The following is an 18,261-nucleotide window of genomic DNA, read 5'->3' on the forward strand; positions in this document are numbered from 1 at the left end:
CAGTGCGGTCGACTTCGAGCCAGGAGTCGGCGTGCGAGTTGTCGATCACGGTGATCAGACCCTCCGACGCCACGGCGGGTACGGCACCGGCCCCGAGGAGCGCGGCGGCGACCGCCGTGGCCACGCGGAGCCGGGGTACGGCACCGGTCACACGCCCACGCCCTCGGGGGTGAGGCGCTCGGGGGCGATGTTGCGTTCCAGCAGGGTGGTGGAGGCCTTCACCCCGACCCCGCTGGCGGGGTCCACCTCCGGCAGCCGGCCGTCGGCCGCCTTGAGGCCGGCGAGGGCGGAGTCCATCGCCTCGTGCGCGGCGAACAGGCACGGGGTGCTGTAGATGGCGACGTCCACGCCGAGGTCGGACAGTTCGCCGAGGGACAGGCGGGGCGACTTGCCGCCCGCGATCTGGTTGAACAGCAGCGGCTTGTCCCCGACGACCTTCCGGATCCGCTCGATCCACTCGACGCTGCGCACCCCGTCCACCAGCACCACGTCGGCGTCGGTGGCGGCGAGCCGCTCGGCGCGGTGCAGGATGTCGTGCTCGTCGGTGGCGTCGGTACGGGCGACGACGACGAGGTCCTTGCGGGTCTCCAGGACCTTGTGCAGTTTCTCCAGGTACTCCTCCAGGGGCAGCACCTGCTTGCCGTCGGCGTGGCCGCAGCGGCGGGGCCGCTTCTGGTCCTCCAGGATCACCCCGGAGGCGCCGATGCGCTCCAGTCCCTCGACGACGTGGCAGGCGACCTCGGGGTCGACGTACCCGTCGTCGATGTCGACCAGCAGGTGGTGGCGCGGGAAGGCGCCCCGCAGCCGCTGGACGAAGGCCACCATGTCGGGCCAGGCGATGAATCCGATGTCGGGCAGCCCGTAGTACGAGGCCGCGAAGCCGAAGCCCGATACGAACATCCCGTCGTAGTGCTTGGCCGCGATCGACGCCGAGTACATGTCGTACACGCCGATCAGCGGAGTGGTCCCGGGCTCGGCGATGCGCTCGCGCAGCTTCTTCCCGTAAGTCAAGGTCCGGCTCCTCCCGTGGGTGGGTGACGCGGGGCGGGGTGGGGGTGGGCCGCCGCGTCTCGACGCCCTTTGCCAAGACAAGAGCATCTCTAGATATTCACGTGACCTCTCACCTACGCCAGCTTTACTCACTCCGATGGCGGAACGGGTTCACCGCAGAAACGTCACTCGGCGAGCCGTCCCGCCCAGGTAAGCCCACCGTTCAGGTGGGCCAGGAAGAGCGGGTCGCGGTAGGCGTCGACGGAATGGCCGAGTGCCGTGTAGAACACGCGTCCGCCCGCGGGGCCCCGTTCACGGCACCAGGCGAGCGGATGGTCCGCGCCCATCCCGCCACCGTCGTACGACGTCTCGTCGGCACGCAGCAGCACCCGGGCCCCGCCGCCGGGAGGGTGGTCGAAGTCGTACCACTCGTCGGTGAACTCCCACGCGGCCGGCAGCCGCCGGGTGGCGGGGTGGGCGGGTTCCGTGACGAGGGCGCGGCCGGGCTGGTGGGCGGGGTGGCGGGTGAAGCGGGCGCCGAGGAGTTCGCCGTAGTACGGCCATCCGTACTCGGTGCAGGCCGCGGCGTGCACCCCGGCGAAGCCGCCACCCGAGCGGAGGTGGCTCTCCAGCCGTTCGCGTCCGGCCGGGGTGAGGACGTCGCCGCTGGTGGAGAGGAAGACGACGGCCGCGAACCCGTCCAGCGGGCGTTCGAGGTCAGCGGGGTCCTCGGTGTGCTCGACCGCGAAGGAGCCGAGGTCCCGGACGGCGGCGACGGCGTCCGGGATGGAGTCGTGGCGGTAGTCGGCGGTACGGGTGTAGACGAGGAGACGAGGAGACGTACCGCACGACTCCAGGGGGGCGCGCCCTCCCCCGGCAGCGCTGTGCGGCCGCCGGGGGGCCGAACCGCTCAACCGCCCTCGCCCACACGGTTGTCGGGCGCTCCGTCGCCGTACGTCGGGAGGTCGCCGCGCTTCACCGGGGCCGTCGCGGTGCGGGGCGGCGGCAGCAGGCCGACGAGTTCGTCCGGTGCGGGGCGGTGGACGGCGTCGGCGGCCCGGCGGAGCACACCGGGAGCGACCTTCTCGCCGCCGATCCGCACCACGCGGCCCTTCACCGGCTCCCGGCAGACATACCCCTCGGGGCAGTCGGCGGCGCTGCCGCGTTCGGCGTAGAGGTGGAGCACGGCGCCGTCCTTCGCCCAGTACGAGACGGAGAAGCCGTCGTCCCCGTTCACGCCTATGGACTGCTGGGCGATCGTGAAGCCCGGTACGTCGGTGACGTAGACGAGTTCGGGTGCGATGCCCAACGCGCGCAGGTGGTCGTCCAGTTCGGCCTGCGAGGCGGTGGCGGTGCGGGTGGCGGCGGGGGTGGGGGTGGTCGGCGTGGGCTGCCGGGCGCCGCCGGTCTCCCCCTTCTCGGTGCCGCACGCCGCGAGCAGGGCGGGCAGGAGCAGCAGCGGCAGGGCGCGTGCGGTACGGATCATGCGCCCATGGTGCCGCACGGCGGTTTCCGGGGGCCGGTTTCACGCGAACCGGCGACGCGGCGAGTGGCCCGCGCCGTAGCCCTAGCCCTAGTCGTAGCCGTAGCCGTAGCCGTCGGCCACGACGTCACCGCACCGGATGTACCCCGCCGTCGCCGCCGTTGCCGTTGTGACTCCCGTGACCCCCGTGTCCCTTGTGGGCGTGGTGCGGGTTCTTCGCATGGGTGCGCAGGCGGGCCGTCACGTCCTCCGGGGGCAGGAAGCGGGACCAGCGTTCGGGGAACTCCGAGGGCATGTCGGGGTCGTCGGGGTCGATCTCGCGGGCCGCCGCGGCACGGGCGACGTAGTCGGCGACCTGCGCACGGCGCATCCGCTCGTTGGCCTCGCGCGCGGCGGCCGTGGCCGCGGCGGGCCAGACCCGGTCGATGGCGGCGTTAACCGCCGCGCCGACCAGCACGGCGAACGCGGACACCCCGATCCACAGCAGGACGGCGACGGCGGCGGCGAGGGAGCCGTAGATGGTGGCGCCCTCGATGGTGCTGGTGAGGTAGATGCGCAGCAGGAAGCTGCCCAGGACCCACATGGCGAGGGCGACCAGGGCGCCGGGCACGTCCTCGATCCACGGGGAGCGGACCGGTACGGACACGTGGTAGAGGGTCGTCAGGAAGACGATGGACAGGACGATCACGACCGGCCAGTACAGGACCTGGACGAGCGTCTCCGACCAGGGCAGGATCCGCACCACCGCGTCCGGTCCGGCCACCATCAGCGGCAGCGCCACCGAGCCGATCAGCAGGGCCACGATGAACAGCAGGAACGCCATGATCCGGGTCTTGACGATGCCCCGGACGCCGTCCAGGCCGTACATGACGGTGATGGTGTCGATGAAGACGTTCACCGCGCGGGAACCCGACCACAGGGCGAACAGGAAGCCGATGGAGATGACGTCGGGCCGGCCGCCCTTCATCACGTCGTGCAGGATCGGCTCGGCGATCTCCTTGACGCCCTTGTCGGACAGGACCGTGCGGGAGGCGGCCAGGAGGTTGGTCTCCAGGCTGTGGATGGTGTCGGCGCCGGTCCAGTCGTCGACGTAGCCGAGCAGTCCGATCAGGCTCAGCAGCAGCGGCGGCACGGACAGCAGCGTGAAGAACGCCGCCTCGGCCGCCAGGCCCAGGATGCGGTACTCCATGCAGGAGTTGACGGTGTCCTTGAGCAGCAGCCAGGCGGTCCTGCGCTTGGAGACGTTCCGGTACAGGGCTCTGGCCCGGTGGAGCCGACCGGCCGGCTGCTCGGGGGGTTCACTTGCTGGCTGCACGTCCTAACGGTATCCGTCATGCCGGGCCGTGCTCACCTTCCGGGGGCGATCAAGGGTGCGCCCCGTCCGGTTCCCGGCGCTGTGCCACTCCGGAGGTCATCACCGCCGCCTTCCCGGGTAGGTTCCCCACCATGGCAGGCACCTCCACGCACACCGTGACGAACCAGCCGCCCCCGCTGTTCGGCTACGACGTCTTCACCGCCGACCGGGCCCTCGCCGAGGCCGTCGACCGCTACACGGCCGCGGACGTCCTGGACGAGGTGCGCGCCGAGCTGTCCGCGCTCGGCCGGGCCGCCGGCTCCGCACAGCTGCACGAGTGGGCGGTGCAGGCGGACGAGAACCCGCCCCGGCTGCGCAGCCACGACCGGTACGGCCACCGGATCGACGAGGTCGAGTTCCACCCGGCCTGGCACCGCCTCCTCGGCAAGGGTGTCTCGGCCGGTCTGACCGGCGCCTGGACGCGGCCGGCGGGGCATGTCCGCCGGGCGGCCGGGTTCCTGGTCTGGACGCAGGTGGAGGCGGGCACCTGCTGCCCGCTGTCGATGACGCACGCGGCCGTGCCCGCGCTGCGCGCCGACGCCGAGCTGGCCGCCGAGTGGGAGCCCCGGCTGACGTCCACGGTCTACGACCGGGAGCTGCGGCCCGCCGGACGGAAACCCGGGGCGCTGTTCGGGATGGGCATGACCGAGAAGCAGGGCGGCAGCGACGTCCGCGCGAACACCACGGTGGCGCGGCCCCTCACGGAGCCCGGTACCTATGTGCTGACAGGACACAAGTGGTTCTGCTCGGCGCCCATGTCGGACGCGTTCCTGGTGCTGGCGCAGGCCCCCGGCGGGCTGACCTGCTTCCTGGTGCCGCGGGTCCTGCCCGACGGCGGCCGCAACGTCTTCCTGATCCAGCGGCTGAAGGACAAGCTGGGCAACCGCGCGAACGCCTCCGCCGAGGTGGAGTTCGCCGGCACCTGGGCGCGCCGGGTCGGCGAGGAGGGCCGCGGGGTGCGCACGATCATCGGGATGGTCGCCGCGACCCGGCTGGACTGCGCGCTCGGTTCGGCGGGCCTGATGCGGCAGGCGGTGGCGCAGGCCGTGCACCACTGCGCGTACCGGGAGGCGTTCGGCGGGAAGCTGGTGGACAAGCCGCTGATGCGCAACGTCCTCGCCGACCTCGCGCTGGAGTCGGAGGCGGCGACAGCGCTCGCGCTGCGGCTCGCCGCGGCCTGGGACGACGGCGGGGAGCGGGAGCGGGCCTTCCTGCGGCTCGCGGTGCCGGCGGCCAAGTACTGGATCACCAAGCGCTGTACGCCGGTGGTGGTGGAGGCAGCCGAGTGCCTGGGCGGCAACGGGTACGTGGAGGAGTCCGGCCTGCCCCGGCTGGTGCGGGAGTCGCCGCTGAACTCCATCTGGGAGGGCGCCGGGAACGTGCAGGCGCTGGACGTGCTCCGGGCGCTGCAGCGGGAGCCCGACGCGCTGGACGCGTGCCTCACCGAGATCGGCCGCGCGCACGGCGCCGACCACCGGCTGGACCGCGCGGTGAAGGACCTGTTCACCGAACTCGCCGACCTGGACGGCATCGAGGGCCGGGCCCGCCGCGTGGTGGAGCGGCTCGCACTGGTCCTCCAGGGCTCCCTGCTGGTCCGGCACGCCCCGCCGGAGGTGGCCGACGCCTTCTGCGCCTCCCGCCTGACCGGTGACCGCGGTGCCTCCTTCGGCACCCTGCCGGCAGGCCTGAACCTGGCATCGGTGGTCGACCGGGCGAGGCCTGACTTCTAGGCCGAAACTTCCAGTCCCGGACGCGATCACCCACCCAGGGGCGCGGGGAACTGCGCGCCCAGCCGCGAACACCCGCGGACGCCACCGCACGCCGATCCGCACCCTGTCCCGCGGCCCGCGAATGCGCCGGACCGCCGGACGGCAAGGGGTGGTGCCGCGCCGACACGGCACCACCCCCACCGTCGGGGCCCGTTGAGCCCGCGGACGCGCAGTGCGTCGTGGTCAAGTCTCAGCCACCGCTCGGCGGTCCACCAGGGTTGCAGGGGGTTGCAACTTATGGGGGCACATGCGCGGAGTGTGTGCCTCCGCCATGCCCGGAGCGGCAGTATGAGAGGCACAGCCGGACCGGAAACCGCCGCCCGGACGGCTTGACAAGTGTGTTCGACGCCCCTTCCCGGAGGACCGCAGTGGTGAACCCGCCGATGAACGTGGCGCGCTTGGCCGCCGTGGACGCGGCACAGGCGGCGCGGGTCCTGAACGAGATGCGTGAGGCCACGCTCGCCGGGCAGCGTGCGCGGATCGCGCCCCGCCCGGTGATCGAGCAGTCCTGGGGGCGGATGCTGCGCAGCGGTGTCGATCCCGAACACGACTTCCGCTCCGGCCTGTTGCCGTCCGACGAGGTGCGGCGCCGGCGGGAGGAGTCCCCGCTGCGGCACGTGCTGCCGGTGTTGCGCGAGGGGCTGCTCTCGGTCGCGGACGTCGCGCAGCACATCATGGTGGTGGCGGACGCCGACGGGCGGGTGCTGTGGCGGGAGGGGTCGGCGGCGGTGCTCCGCAAGGCCGACGGGCTCGGTTTCGAACTCGGTGCGGACTGGCGGGAAGACGTCGTCGGCACCAACGGGGTGGGCACCCCGGCGGTGGTGCGGCGGCCGGTGCAGGTGTTCGCCGCCGAGCACTTCGTACGGTCGCACGCCACCTGGACGTGTTCGGGCGCGCCGATCACCGACCCGCGGGACGGCCGGCTGCTCGGGGTGGTGGACGTCAGCGGCCCGTTGGAGACCATGCATCCGGCCACCCTGGCCTGGGTGGACTCGGTGGCCAAGCTGGCCGAGGCCCGGCTGCGGGAGCTGCACCAGGCCTCGTTGGAGGGGCTGCGGGCGGTGGCGGCGCCGGTGCTGGCCCGGCTGTCCGGGCGGGCGCTGGCGGTGGACCGCGACGGCTGGGCGGCGGCCGTGACGGGGATGCCGTACGTGCGGCGGGTGGCGCTGCCCAAGTCGCTGGCGCCGGGCCGCCGGTGGCTGCCCTCGCTCGGGTCCTGCGCGGTGGAGCCACTGGCCGGAGGCTGGTTGCTGCGGGCGGACGACGAGGCACAGGCCGGTGCCGTCCGCCGGATCGTGCTGGACGTCTCCCGGGCGGCCCGGTGCACGGTGGAGGTCACGGCATCGGCGGCCTCCTGGTCCCGGGAACTCAGTCCGCGACACGCGGAGTTGCTGTTCCTGCTCGCCGAGCACCGGGCCGGGCGCGGGGCGGCGGAGCTGGCGGAGGACCTGTTCGGTGATCCGTCGCGGACGGTGACCGTGCGGGCCGAGATGTCGAGGATCCGGCGGTACCTCGGGGAACTCCTGCACCATCGGCCGTATCGTTTCTGCGACGATACGGAAGTGGATGTGATCCTTCCGGAAAATCCGTCCGCCCTGCTCCCCCAGTCGACGGCACCGGCGGTGGCCCGGAAGCGGAATGCCACGCACGAGGGCCGCAACGGGTCCCGCCCGGCGTGAACGGCCGTCCGTCCGGCCCGGATCCGGTCCGTGCTCCCTCGGCCGATCTGCGCGGACTTCGCCCTGCCCGGCCCGTTCCTGCCGTAGCATCCCGTACGGGCCTCCCCACCTGTTCCTCGGATCAACGTACGGATCGTGAGGCGCAGTTGGCCCGCCCTTGGAGGAGAGATGAAGCATCGCGGCAGACACCGCCGGCGCAGACGGGGCACGGCACTGCGCGCCGTCCTGACCGGTACGGCGCTGGCCCTCACCGCCGCCGCCACTCTGATCAGCGCCTCCCAGGCCGAGGTCGGTGACGGCCCGGGCGCGCTGAAGCCGCTGACCTCCCCCGCGGACACCGGCCCGCTCCGGCTCCAGGAGCACCTGGTCCCCGCCCGGACGCTGGACCGGCTCGCCGCCGCGATGGGCCGCCCGGTCGGCGTGGACGACGTGCTGGACAGCGCCGACCGCGTACTGCGCGAGGCTCCCGACTGCTCCTCCGGCGACCGCGCGTCCCTGCCCGTCACCCCGGCCGCCGCCCGCGCCTACTGCTGGGACCCGGCCGACACGGCCGTCAACACCTGGCGGCCGGCGTCGGTCACCACCTCCGGGGACGCCGACGACGACGGCGTCTGGGGCACCCACCGGGTGGTCCTGGCCGGCTGGACCCACAGCACCACCGCCGGCCGCCCCGCCGAGCGGGGCCTGGCCCGGGTCGCCTTCGTCGACGCGGACGACCCCGCGCACCCCGCCTACCGCTGGGCGCTGCTGGTGGTCCCGGTCGACGGCGGCCGGGACTACCGGGGCCTGGCCTCCGGGATCTCCGGGATGGTCTGGTACGAGAACAAGCTGCTGGTCACCACCGCGTCCGGCAGTGCCGACGCGCTCTACGTCTACGACCTGGACCGCATCCAGCGCACCACCGTCGACGCTCCCGCGATCGGCCGGGTGCCCGGCGGCTGGTCCGCCGACGGCTACCGCTTCGTCCTGCCCGCGGTCGGCTCCTACCGCTTCGCCGCCGGCCGCTGCACCCCCGCCGGCCCGCCCTGCCCCGGCGCGCTGGCCCTGGACCGGGGTACCGCGCCCGACAGCCTGGTCGCCGCGGAGTGGACCCCGCCCGGCGGCGACCGGCGCGCCCGGCTGTGGCGGTACGCCTTCAGCACCGACCCGGCGCGCACCGGACTGCTCGCCACGGACGCCCGGGGCCGGGCGGACGCGGTGGAGGCGTACCGGACCCGGGCGACCGGGATCCGGGGCGTGCTGTCGTACCGGAAGGCGGGGGCGGACCGGTCGTCCTGGTATGTGGGACGGCTGCCCGATGCGCAGGACGGGCACGGCGGCCTGTGGCGGCAGGACAGCGCGGGGGCCCGGGCGGCCCGGTGCGGCGCCGACGCCTCGGACCGCTGCTGGGCGCGGAACGCGGGCTCCCTGTCCTACTGGCAGGCGACCGGCGAGGTGTGGTCGCTGTCCGACCGGATGCTGTTCGCGCTGCCGCTGGCCGACCTCGACCACGCGGTGGGCTGACCCCCGCGCCCGGCGGGCCGGGGGTCAGCCGGTGACGCCGATCGACAGACCGGGTCGCGGGATGGTTCCCTGACCCGCATGAGCAGCGTTCCTGTCACCACCTGGTCCCTGGAGCAGACCAGCCCGGCCGATCTCCTGCCCGCCGCCGCCCCCGACGGCGACGTCCGGATCGTCCGCGCCGAGGTGCCCTCCCCCGAGTTCAGCCGCTTCCTGTACGCCTCGGTCGGCGGTGACATCCGGTGGACCGACCGGCTGGGCTGGACGTACGCGCGGTGGCGGGAGTACCTGGAGCGGCCCGGCGTGGAGACCTGGGTGGCCTACGACCGCGGCACCCCGGCGGGTTTCGTGGAACTGGAGCCGCAGGACGAGGGCGTGGTCGAGATCGTCTACTTCGGGCTGCTCCCCGCCTTCCGCGGCCGGCGCATCGGCGGGCACCTGCTGGCGTACGGTACGGCCCGCGCCTGGGACCTGGCCGAGCGGTGGCCGGCACGGACGCCGACCAAACGCGTGTGGCTGCACACGTGCAGCAAGGACGGCCCCTTCGCGATGGACAACTACCAGCGGCGGGGCTTCAAGCTGTTCGACACCAGGGTGGAGCTGGAACCGGACGTGGCCACACCGGGGCCGTGGCCCGGGGCCTACCCCGCCTGACCTGGCGGGACAAGCCTTCCGACAGCGCATGTGAGCGACGACACCCCTTTCCCGTATTTCGAGACCAGGGTGTCCGGATGTTGGACGAAGCTGGACTGTGTCCAGATCGCCGTGACACGCTTCCGTCATGCCTGGAACTGGAATTGCCTTGGTGAGTCGGCGGCACGTCGACCTCGGCCGCATGTCCAGCGCCATCTGTCCGGCGAGCTGACGCCCCAGCACCGCCGCTCCTCCCCGCACCTGATCCCGCTTGCGCAATGGCGCGCACCCATGCCCGCACGCGCACGTACGCGCAGGTCAGAGCCGTTTTCCCGTCTGTCCCGAAGGACGTACAACCATGGCCGCCACCCCACAGAACCCCGCCGCCTCCGCGCCCCGCCGCAAGGTGAGCCGTCACCGCGGTGAGGGCCAGTGGGCCGTCGGCCATCTCACCCCCCTCAACGGCAACGAGCAGGTCAAGAAGGACGACGACGGTCTCAATGTGCGGACACGCATTGAGACGATCTACTCCAAGCGCGGCTTCGACTCGATCGACCCGAGCGACCTGCGCGGCCGGATGCGCTGGTGGGGGCTGTACACCCAGCGCAAGCCCGGGATCGACGGCGGCAAGACCGCGATCCTGGAGCCGGAGGAGCTGGACGACGAGTACTTCATGCTGCGGGTGCGCATCGACGGCGGAGCGCTCACCACACGGCAGCTGCGGGTGATCGGCGAGGTCTCGCAGGAGTTCGCGCGCGGTACGGCGGACATCACCGACCGGCAGAACGTCCAGTACCACTGGATCCGGATCGAGGACGTGCCCGAGATCTGGAACCGGCTGGAGGGCGTGGGCCTGTCCACGGTCACCGCCTGCGGTGACACCCCGCGTGTGATGATCGGCTCCCCGGTGGCGGGCATCGCCGAGGACGAGATCATCGACGCCACGCCGGCGCTGGAGGAGATGAAGCGCCGCGTCCTGAACAACAAGGCGTACTCCAACCTCCCCCGCAAGTTCAAGACGGCCATCTCGGGTTCGCCGCTGCTGGACGTGGTGCACGAGATCAACGACGTCGCGTTCGTCGGCGTACGCCACCCCGAGCACGGCCCGGGCTTCGACGTGTGGGTCGGCGGCGGTCTGTCCACCAACCCCAAGCTGGGCGTGCGGCTCGGCGCCTGGGTGCCCCTCGACGAGGTACCGGACGTCTACGAGGGCGTCATCTCGATCTTCCGCGACTACGGCTACCGCCGGCTGCGCAACCGCGCCCGGCTGAAGTTCCTGGTCGCCGACTGGGGCGCGGAGAAGTTCCGGCAGGTACTGGAGGACGAGTACCTGCGGCGCAAGCTGGTCGACGGGCCCGCTCCCGAACAGCCGGTGCAGCAGTGGCGGGACCACATCGGTGTGCACCGGCAGCGGGACGGCCGGTTCTACGTCGGTTTCGCGCCGCGCGTCGGGCGGGTCGACGGGGCCACGCTGACGAAGGTCGCCGACCTCGCCGAGGCGCACGGCTCGGGCCGGGTCCGCACCACCGTCGAGCAGAAGATGATCATCCTGGACGTGGCGCAGGACAGGGTCGACTCGCTGGTGGAGGGCCTGGAGGCGCTGGACCTCACCGCCCGGCCGTCCACCTTCCGGCGCGGCACCATGGCCTGCACCGGCATCGAGTTCTGCAAGCTCGCCATCGTGGAGACCAAGCAGCGCGGCGCGCAGCTGATCGACGAACTGGAGCGCCGGCTGCCGGACTTCGAGGAGCCGATCACCATCAACCTCAACGGCTGCCCGAACGCATGCGCCCGCATCCAGGTCGCGGACATCGGACTCAAGGGCCAGCTGGTCCTGAACGACCAGGGCGAGCAGGTCGAGGGCTACCAGGTCCACCTCGGCGGCGCGCTCGGCCTGGAGCCCGGCTTCGGCCGCAAGGTGCGCGGCCTGAAGGTGACGTCGGACGAGCTGCCCGACTACATCGAGCGGGTACTGAAGCGCTTCCAGGCGGAACGCGAGGCCGGCGAACGGTTCGCGACCTGGGCTTCCCGGGCTTCCGAGGAGGCCCTGTCGTGACCGAGCGGGCCGCACCCTTCTACTGCCCCTACTGCGGTGACGAGGACCTGCGTCCGCACGAGCAGGACCACGGCGCCTGGGAGTGCGGGGCGTGCAACCGCGCATTCCGGCTGAAGTTCCTCGGGCTGCTCGCCCGGGGGCTGCAGCGAGCCGACAACGGAGGGGATGACCGGATATGACGACGGCTCGGCAGGAGCGTACGACCGACGAGTTGAAGGCACTCGCCGAGCAGGCGGGCCGTGACCTGGAGGACGCCTCCGCGCTGGACATCCTCCGGTGGGCGGTGGACACCTTCGGGAAGAAGTTCTGCGTCACCTCCTCCATGGAGGACGCCGTGGTCGCCCATCTGGCGTCGCGTGTGCTGAAGGGCGTGGACGTCGTCTTCCTCGACACCGGCTACCACTTCCCGGAGACCATCGGCACCCGGGACGCCGTGGAGGCCGTGATGGACGTCAACGTCATCACCCTCACGCCGAAGCAGACGGTCGCCGAGCAGGACGCGGAGTACGGCCCGAGGCTGCACGACCGCGACCCCGACCTGTGCTGCCGACTGCGCAAGGTGCGGCCGCTGGAGGAGGGCCTGAAGGACTACCAGGCGTGGGCGACGGGCCTGCGCCGCGACGAGTCCCCGACCCGGGCGAACACCCCGGTCGTCGGCTGGGACGAGAAGCGGCAGAAGGTCAAGATCTCGCCGATCGCCCGCTGGACCCAGGACGACGTGGACGCGTACGTCACCGAACACGGCGTGCTCACCAACCCGTTGCTGATGGACGGCTACGCCTCCGTCGGCTGCGCCCCCTGCACCCGCAGGGTGCTGGAGGGCGAGGACGCGCGGGCGGGCCGCTGGGCGGGCCGCGCCAAGACCGAGTGCGGGCTGCACGGATGACGGCGCCCACCGCGACGGACCCGTCGTCCGCGTCCGCGTCCGTGCCCGACACGACCACTGCGATCCAGGAGAACCACGTGACGACCGGAGCCACCGTCTGGCTCACGGGTCTGCCGAGCGCCGGCAAGACCACCATCGCGTACGAGCTGGCGAACCGGCTGCGTGCCGAGGGCCACCGTGTCGAGGTGCTCGACGGCGACGAGATCCGCGAGTTCATCTCGGCGGGTCTCGGCTTTTCCCGCCAGGACCGGCACACCAACGTGCAGCGCATCGGCTTCGTCGCCGAACTGCTGGCCCGTAACGGCGTCAAGGCGCTGGTGCCGGTGATCGCGCCGTACGGCGACAGCCGGGACGCCGTACGCGAGCGGCACGAGGCGAACGGCACGCCGTACCTGGAGGTCCATGTGGCGACCCCGGTCGAGGTGTGCAGCGTGCGCGATGTGAAGGGCCTGTACGCCAAGCAGGCGTCGGGCGAGCTGACCGGGCTCACCGGGGTCGACGACCCGTACGAGGAGCCTCAGGCGCCCGACCTGCGGATCGAGTCGCAGCACCAGACGGTGCCGGAGTCCGCCGGGTCGGTGTACGCGCTGCTGAGCGAGAGGGGACTGGCATGACCACGGTCGCCAAGGTGGACGGCGGTACGGCGAGCCCGTACGCCCTGTCGCACCTGGACGCGCTGGAGTCCGAGGCGGTGCACATCTTCCGCGAGGTGGCGGGCGAGTTCGAGAACCCGGTGATCCTGTTCTCCGGTGGCAAGGACTCCATCGTCATGCTGCACCTCGCGCTGAAGGCGTTCGCGCCGGCCGGGATTCCCTTCTCCCTGCTGCATGTGGACACGGGACACAACTTCCCGGAAGTCCTCGAGTACCGGGACCGTGTGGTGGCCGCACATGGGCTGCGTCTCCATGTGGCCTCCGTCCAGGACTACATCGACCGCGGTGTGCTCAAGGAGCGTCCCGACGGCACCCGCAACCCGCTCCAGACCCTCCCGCTCACCGAGAAGATCCAGTCGGAGAGGTTCGACGCGGTCTTCGGCGGCGGCCGCCGCGACGAGGAGAAGGCCCGGGCCAAGGAGCGCGTGTTCTCGCTGCGGGACGAGTTCTCCCAGTGGGACCCGCGCCGGCAGCGCCCCGAGCTGTGGAACCTGTACAACGGCCGGCACGCACCCGGCGAGCACGTCCGGGTGTTCCCGCTGTCCAACTGGACCGAGCTGGACGTGTGGCAGTACATCGCCCGCGAGGGCATCGAGCTGCCGCAGATCTACTTCGCGCACGAGCGCGAGGTGTTCGCCCGGGGCGGCATGTGGCTGACCGCCGGCGAGTGGGGCGGCCCGAAGGACGGCGAGAGGGTCGAGAAGAGGCTCGTGCGGTACCGGACGGTGGGCGACATGTCCTGCACCGGTGCCGTCGACTCCGACGCCACCACGCTGGACGCCGTGATCACCGAGATCGCCGCGTCCCGGCTGACCGAGCGGGGCGCGACCCGCGCCGACGACAAGATGTCCGAGGCCGCGATGGAAGACCGCAAGCGCGAGGGGTACTTCTAAGCATGAGCACGACCACGACCGAGGCGCTCTCGGCCACCACTCTGCTGCGGTTCGCCACCGCCGGCTCCGTGGACGACGGCAAGTCCACGCTCGTCGGACGGCTGCTGCACGACTCCAAGTCGGTCCTCACCGACCAGCTGGAGGCCGTGGAGCGGGTCTCCGCGAGCCGCGGCCAGGAGGGCCCGGACCTCGCGCTGCTCACCGACGGCCTGCGCGCCGAGCGGGAGCAGGGCATCACCATCGACGTCGCCTACCGCTACTTCGCCACCCCCAGGCGCCGGTTCATCCTCGCCGACACGCCCGGTCACGTGCAGTACACCCGCAACATGGTGACGGGTGCCTCCACGGCCGAGCTGACGGTGATCCTGGTCGACGCCCGCAACGGTGTGGTCGAGCAGACCCGCCGGCACGCGGCCATCGCCGCCCTCCTGCGCGTCCCGCACGTGGTGCTCGCCGTCAACAAGATGGATCTGGTCGGCTACGAGGAGTCCGTGTTCGCGGCGATCGCCGAGGAGTTCACGGCGTACGCCACCGAGCTGGGCGTCCCCGACGTGACCGCGATCCCGATCTCGGCGCTGGCCGGCGACAACGTGGTGGAGCCGTCCGCGCACATGGACTGGTACGGCGGCCCGACCGTGCTGGAGCACCTGGAGACCGTGCCGGTCAGCCACGACCTGGCGCACTGCCACGCGCGGCTGCCCGTGCAGTACGTGATCCGGCCGGGGACCTCCGAGCACCCGGACTACCGGGGCTACGCGGGCCAGATCGCGGCCGGCACGTTCCGGGTGGGCGAGCCGGTCACCGTCCTGCCGTCCGGCCGTACGACGACGATCACCGGTATCGACCTGCTGGGCGAGCCGGTCGACGCGGCCTGGACGACGCAGTCGGTGACCGTGCTGCTGGCGGACGACATCGACGTCTCCCGCGGTGACCTGATCGTGCCGACGAAGGACGCGCCGGCCACCACCCAGGACGTGGAGGCGACCGTCTGCCATGTCGCCGACGCCCCGCTGACGGTCGGCCACCGGGTGCTGCTCAAGCACGGCACGCGCACGGTCAAGGCGATCGTGAAGGACATCCCGTCCCGGCTGACGCTGGACGACCTGTCCCTGCACCCGCATCCGGGACAGCTCGTCGCCAACGACATCGGCCGGGTGAAGATCCGTACCGCCGAGCCGCTGCCGGTCGACGCCTACGCCGACTCGCGCCGCACGGGCTCGTTCATCCTGATCGACCCCTCGGACGGCACCACGCTCACCGCCGGCATGGTCGGCGAGTCGTTCGCCGCGCCCGAGCCGGTCAAGGACGAGGCCGACGACGACGGCTGGGACTTCTGAGCATGAACTCCCCGGACTTCTACTCGACGTTCGCCAAGGAGGGCGGCCGCATCGGCAGCGGCGCCCTCGGCAGCGGGCAGGGCGGAGTGGCGCGATGTGTGCGCTGACGTACGCGCACCGCTTGCGCGCCCCGTCCCCCCACCCGACGTCCCGGACGAGACGAAGACCCTTTGCCGAACTCCCGGCCACGACCTGAAAGCCCGTGACCGCCGGGCCAACGAGAGGAAACCCTCCCGTGCCTGCCATCCGCTCATCGTTCCTCCGCCGCGGCGTCGCCGTGGCAGCCGCACTCCCCCTGCTCACGCTCGCCGCCTGCGGCTACGGGTCCAAGTCCACGACCGACAACGCCAAGGAGAAGGTGGCCGCCGGGTCGTCCAAGATCGACGGTCTCGGGTCCGTCAAGATCGGCTACTTCGGGAACCTGACCCACGGCACCGCGCTCGTCGCCCGCCAGCAGGGCCTGTTCCAGAAGGAACTGGGCGCCACCAAGGCGGACTACCAGATCTTCAACGCCGGCCCCTCGGAGATCGAGGCGCTCAACTCGGGCTCCATCGACATCGGTTGGATCGGCCCCTCCCCGTCGATCAACGGGTACGTCAAGTCCGCCGGCAAGGGCCTGAGGATCATCGGCGGTTCGGCCTCCGGTGGCGTGAAGCTCGTCGTCGACCCGAAGAAGATCACGTCCCTGAAGGACGTCAAGGGCAAGAAGATCGCGACGCCGCAGCTCGGCAACACGCAGGACGTGGCGTTCCTCAACTGGATCGCCGACCAGGGCTGGAAGGTGGACGCGAACACCGGTAAGGGCGATGTGTCGGTGGTCCGCACCGACAACAAGATCACCCCGGACGCCTACAGGTCCGGTGCGATCGACGGCGCATGGGTGCCGGAGCCGACCGCGTCCAAGCTGGTCGCCGAGGGCGGCAAGGTGCTGCTGGACGAGGCCTCCCTGTGGCCGGACAAGAAGTTCGTGATCACGAACATCATCGTGCGCCAGGCGTTCCTCAAGGAGCACCCGAAGGCGGTCGAGGCCGTGCTGAAGGCCTCGGTCGAGGCCAACAAGTGGATCAACGCCAACCCCGGCCAGGCGAAGGCCGTGGCGAACAAGCAGCTCGAGGCGGACTCGGGCAAGGCGCTGCCGGCCAAGGTCCTGGATCCGGCGTGGAAGTCCATCCAGTTCACCGACGACCCGCTGGCCGCCACCCTGAACACCGAGGCGGAGCACGCGGTCAAGGCCGGCCTGCTGCAGAAGCCGGACCTGAAGGGGATCTACGACCTCACGCTCCTCAACAAGGTCCTCAAGGCCGAGGGCGCGCACCCGGTCGCCGACGCCGGTCTCGGCGTCAGCTGATCCCCGCCCGACGAGTTCCCAGGAGGTGACGACCATGGCAACGACCTTCGCCGAGGCCGCGGAGTCGGTGGACTACGCCGCCCGTCTCGAGCACGTCTCGAAGTCCTTCGCAGGACCGGGCGGGCAGCAGCTCGTCCTGGACGACATCAGCATCGATGTCGCGCCCGGCGAGTTCGTCACCCTCCTGGGGGCCTCGGGCTGCGGCAAGTCCACCCTGCTCAACCTGGTCGCGGGCCTGGACCGGCCGACCGTCGGCTCCATCGCGACGGACGGCCGCCCCGCCCTGATGTTCCAGGAGCACGCCCTCTTCCCGTGGCTGACCGCGGGCAAGAACATCGAACTGGCCCTCAAGCTCAGGGGGGTCGCGAAGAACGACCGCCGTGGCAGGGCCGAGGAGCTGCTCGAACTGGTCCGGCTCAAGGGCGCGTACGGCAAGCGGGTGCACGAGCTGTCGGGCGGTATGCGCCAGCGTGTGGCGCTGGCCCGGGCGCTCGCCCAGGAGAGCAACCTGCTGCTGATGGACGAGCCGTTCGCGGCGCTGGACGCCATCACGCGGGACGTGCTGCACGACGAACTGACCCGTATCTGGGCGGAGACGGGCGTGTCCGTCCTCTTCGTCACGCACAACGTGCGCGAGGCGGTGCGGCTCGCCCAGCGGGTGGTGCTGCTGTCGTCGCGCCCGGGCCGGATCGCGCGGGAGTGGACGGTCGACATCCCGCAGCCGCGGCGCATCGAGGACGCGCCCGTGGCCGAACTGTCCCTTGAGATCACCGATGTACTGCGTGGGGAGATCCGCCGTCATGGCCAGCACTGAGACGACGCCGGCCCAGGACGCCGGGAGCGTCGAGGCGGGCCTCGACGCGCTGGAGACCACGGCCGGCGGCCGGGCGCCCTTCAGCCAGACCTTCCGTCACAAGATCCTGCCACCGATCATCGCCGTCGCGGTGGTGCTGGTGGCCTGGAGCCTGCTGTATCCGGTCGTCGACGACCCCTCGAAGCTGCCCTCGCCCGGGGACGTGTGGGCCGAGGTCGAGGACCAGTGGCTGAAGGGGACCCTGCTCGACTACATCTGGGGCAGCGTCTCGCGCGGTCTGCTGGGCTTCCTGCTCGCGCTGGCCATCGGTACGCCGCTGGGCCTGCTGGTGGCGCGGGTGCGGTTCGTGCGTGCGGCGTTCGGCCCGATCCTGTCCGGTCTGCAGTCGCTGCCCTCGGTGGCCTGGGTCGCGCCGGCGGTGATCTGGCTGGGGCTGGACAACTCGGTGATGTTCACCGTGATCCTGCTCGGTGCCGTCCCCTCGATCGCCAACGGCCTGGTGTCGGGCGTCGACCAGGTGCCCCCGCTGTTCCTGCGCGCGGGCCGCACGCTGGGCGCGACCGGGCTGCGCGGCACCTGGCACATCGTGATGCCGGCGGCGCTGCCCGGCTATGTGGCCGGTCTGAAGCAGGGCTGGGCGTTCTCCTGGCGTTCGCTGATGGCCGCCGAGATCATCGCCCAGTCGCCGGACATGGGCATGGGCCTGGGCCAGCTGCTGGAGGTGGGCCGCACCAACAGCAGCATGGCGACGGTCTTCCTGGCGATCCTGCTCATCCTGTTCGTCGGCATAGCGATCGACCTGCTGATCTTCAGCCCGCTGGAGCGGTGGGTGCTGCGCAGCCGCGGCCTGCTGGTGAAGAGCTGAT

General features: G+C 71.7%; 18 protein-coding genes. 14 read left to right on the forward strand and 4 right to left on the reverse strand.

Annotated features, from left to right (window positions below):
- Positions 1–147: 147 nt before the first annotated feature.
- From ACZ3ZD_RS19025 to ACZ3ZD_RS19040, 4 genes are all read right to left on the reverse strand, one after another.
- A complete protein-coding gene (locus ACZ3ZD_RS19025; protein WP_467398531.1) occupies positions 148–1,011 on the reverse strand; it encodes an isocitrate lyase/PEP mutase family protein in 864 nt (287 codons plus the stop codon).
- A gap of 164 nt (positions 1,012–1,175) precedes the next feature.
- Positions 1,176–1,847, reverse strand: coding sequence for a ThuA domain-containing protein (locus tag ACZ3ZD_RS19030; protein ID WP_467399000.1), 672 nt, complete (start codon positions 1,845–1,847; stop codon positions 1,176–1,178).
- Positions 1,848–1,900: 53 nt separating this feature from the next.
- A complete protein-coding gene (locus ACZ3ZD_RS19035) occupies positions 1,901–2,476 on the reverse strand; it encodes a membrane lipoprotein (protein ID WP_467398532.1) in 576 nt (191 codons plus the stop codon).
- A 124-nt stretch (positions 2,477–2,600) separates the two neighbouring features.
- Positions 2,601–3,788: a YihY/virulence factor BrkB family protein gene (locus tag ACZ3ZD_RS19040; RefSeq protein ID WP_467398534.1), complete on the reverse strand. Its 1,188-nt coding sequence runs from the start codon at positions 3,786–3,788 to the stop codon at positions 2,601–2,603.
- 131 nt (positions 3,789–3,919) lie between these two features.
- Here ACZ3ZD_RS19040 and ACZ3ZD_RS19045 point away from each other — a divergent pair, with 131 nt between their 5' ends.
- The 14 genes from ACZ3ZD_RS19045 (at position 3,920) to ACZ3ZD_RS19110 (ending at position 18,260) form a co-directional block, all read left to right on the forward strand.
- Positions 3,920–5,557 (forward strand): acyl-CoA dehydrogenase family protein, encoded by a 1,638-nt coding sequence (locus ACZ3ZD_RS19045; protein ID WP_467398537.1) that lies wholly within the window; start codon positions 3,920–3,922, stop codon positions 5,555–5,557.
- A gap of 422 nt (positions 5,558–5,979) precedes the next feature.
- Positions 5,980–7,275, forward strand: coding sequence for a helix-turn-helix domain-containing protein (locus ACZ3ZD_RS19050; RefSeq protein ID WP_467398539.1), 1,296 nt, complete (start codon positions 5,980–5,982; stop codon positions 7,273–7,275).
- Positions 7,276–7,443: 168 nt separating this feature from the next.
- Complete coding sequence (locus ACZ3ZD_RS19055; RefSeq protein ID WP_467398542.1) at positions 7,444–8,778, forward strand: hypothetical protein; 1,335 nt, start codon at positions 7,444–7,446, stop codon at positions 8,776–8,778.
- Positions 8,779–8,856: 78 nt separating this feature from the next.
- The gene (locus tag ACZ3ZD_RS19060; RefSeq protein WP_467398543.1) at positions 8,857–9,429 is read left to right on the forward strand and encodes a GNAT family N-acetyltransferase; all 573 of its coding nucleotides are present in this window, start codon (positions 8,857–8,859) and stop codon (positions 9,427–9,429) included.
- Between the two features lie 127 nt (positions 9,430–9,556).
- The gene (locus ACZ3ZD_RS19065) at positions 9,557–9,640 is read left to right on the forward strand and encodes a putative leader peptide (protein WP_310739661.1); all 84 of its coding nucleotides are present in this window, start codon (positions 9,557–9,559) and stop codon (positions 9,638–9,640) included.
- Positions 9,641–9,766: 126 nt separating this feature from the next.
- A complete protein-coding gene (locus ACZ3ZD_RS19070) occupies positions 9,767–11,464 on the forward strand; it encodes a nitrite/sulfite reductase (RefSeq protein WP_467398545.1) in 1,698 nt (565 codons plus the stop codon).
- Positions 11,461–11,643 carry a hypothetical protein gene (locus ACZ3ZD_RS19075; RefSeq protein WP_467398548.1) on the forward strand — a complete coding sequence of 61 codons (183 nt, stop codon included), beginning with the start codon at positions 11,461–11,463 and terminating at the stop codon, positions 11,641–11,643. The genes ACZ3ZD_RS19070 and ACZ3ZD_RS19075 overlap by 4 nt, the downstream gene beginning before the upstream one ends.
- Positions 11,640–12,350 (forward strand): phosphoadenylyl-sulfate reductase, encoded by a 711-nt coding sequence (locus tag ACZ3ZD_RS19080; protein WP_467398550.1) that lies wholly within the window; start codon positions 11,640–11,642, stop codon positions 12,348–12,350. The genes ACZ3ZD_RS19075 and ACZ3ZD_RS19080 overlap by 4 nt, the downstream gene beginning before the upstream one ends.
- Positions 12,351–12,427: 77 nt before the next feature.
- On the forward strand, positions 12,428–12,964 hold the full coding sequence (gene cysC, locus ACZ3ZD_RS19085) for an adenylyl-sulfate kinase (protein WP_467398552.1): 537 nt from the start codon (positions 12,428–12,430) through the stop codon (positions 12,962–12,964).
- Positions 12,961–13,896: a sulfate adenylyltransferase subunit CysD gene (gene cysD / locus ACZ3ZD_RS19090; RefSeq protein ID WP_467398555.1), complete on the forward strand. Its 936-nt coding sequence runs from the start codon at positions 12,961–12,963 to the stop codon at positions 13,894–13,896. The genes cysC and cysD overlap by 4 nt, the downstream gene beginning before the upstream one ends.
- Positions 13,897–13,898: 2 nt before the next feature.
- Complete coding sequence (locus tag ACZ3ZD_RS19095; RefSeq protein WP_467398556.1) at positions 13,899–15,233, forward strand: sulfate adenylyltransferase subunit 1; 1,335 nt, start codon at positions 13,899–13,901, stop codon at positions 15,231–15,233.
- Positions 15,234–15,468: 235 nt separating this feature from the next.
- On the forward strand, positions 15,469–16,581 hold the full coding sequence (locus ACZ3ZD_RS19100) for an aliphatic sulfonate ABC transporter substrate-binding protein (RefSeq protein WP_467398557.1): 1,113 nt from the start codon (positions 15,469–15,471) through the stop codon (positions 16,579–16,581).
- Between the two features lie 34 nt (positions 16,582–16,615).
- Positions 16,616–17,395, forward strand: a complete 780-nt coding sequence (locus ACZ3ZD_RS19105; RefSeq protein ID WP_467398560.1) for an ABC transporter ATP-binding protein — start codon at positions 16,616–16,618, stop codon at positions 17,393–17,395.
- Entirely contained in the window at positions 17,382–18,260 is an 879-nt protein-coding gene (locus ACZ3ZD_RS19110; protein WP_467398562.1) for an ABC transporter permease, read from the forward strand. The genes ACZ3ZD_RS19105 and ACZ3ZD_RS19110 overlap by 14 nt, the downstream gene beginning before the upstream one ends.
- The last annotated feature ends 1 nt before the right edge of the window (position 18,261 follow it).

The organism is Streptomyces sp. NPDC023481 (assembly GCF_055560195.1).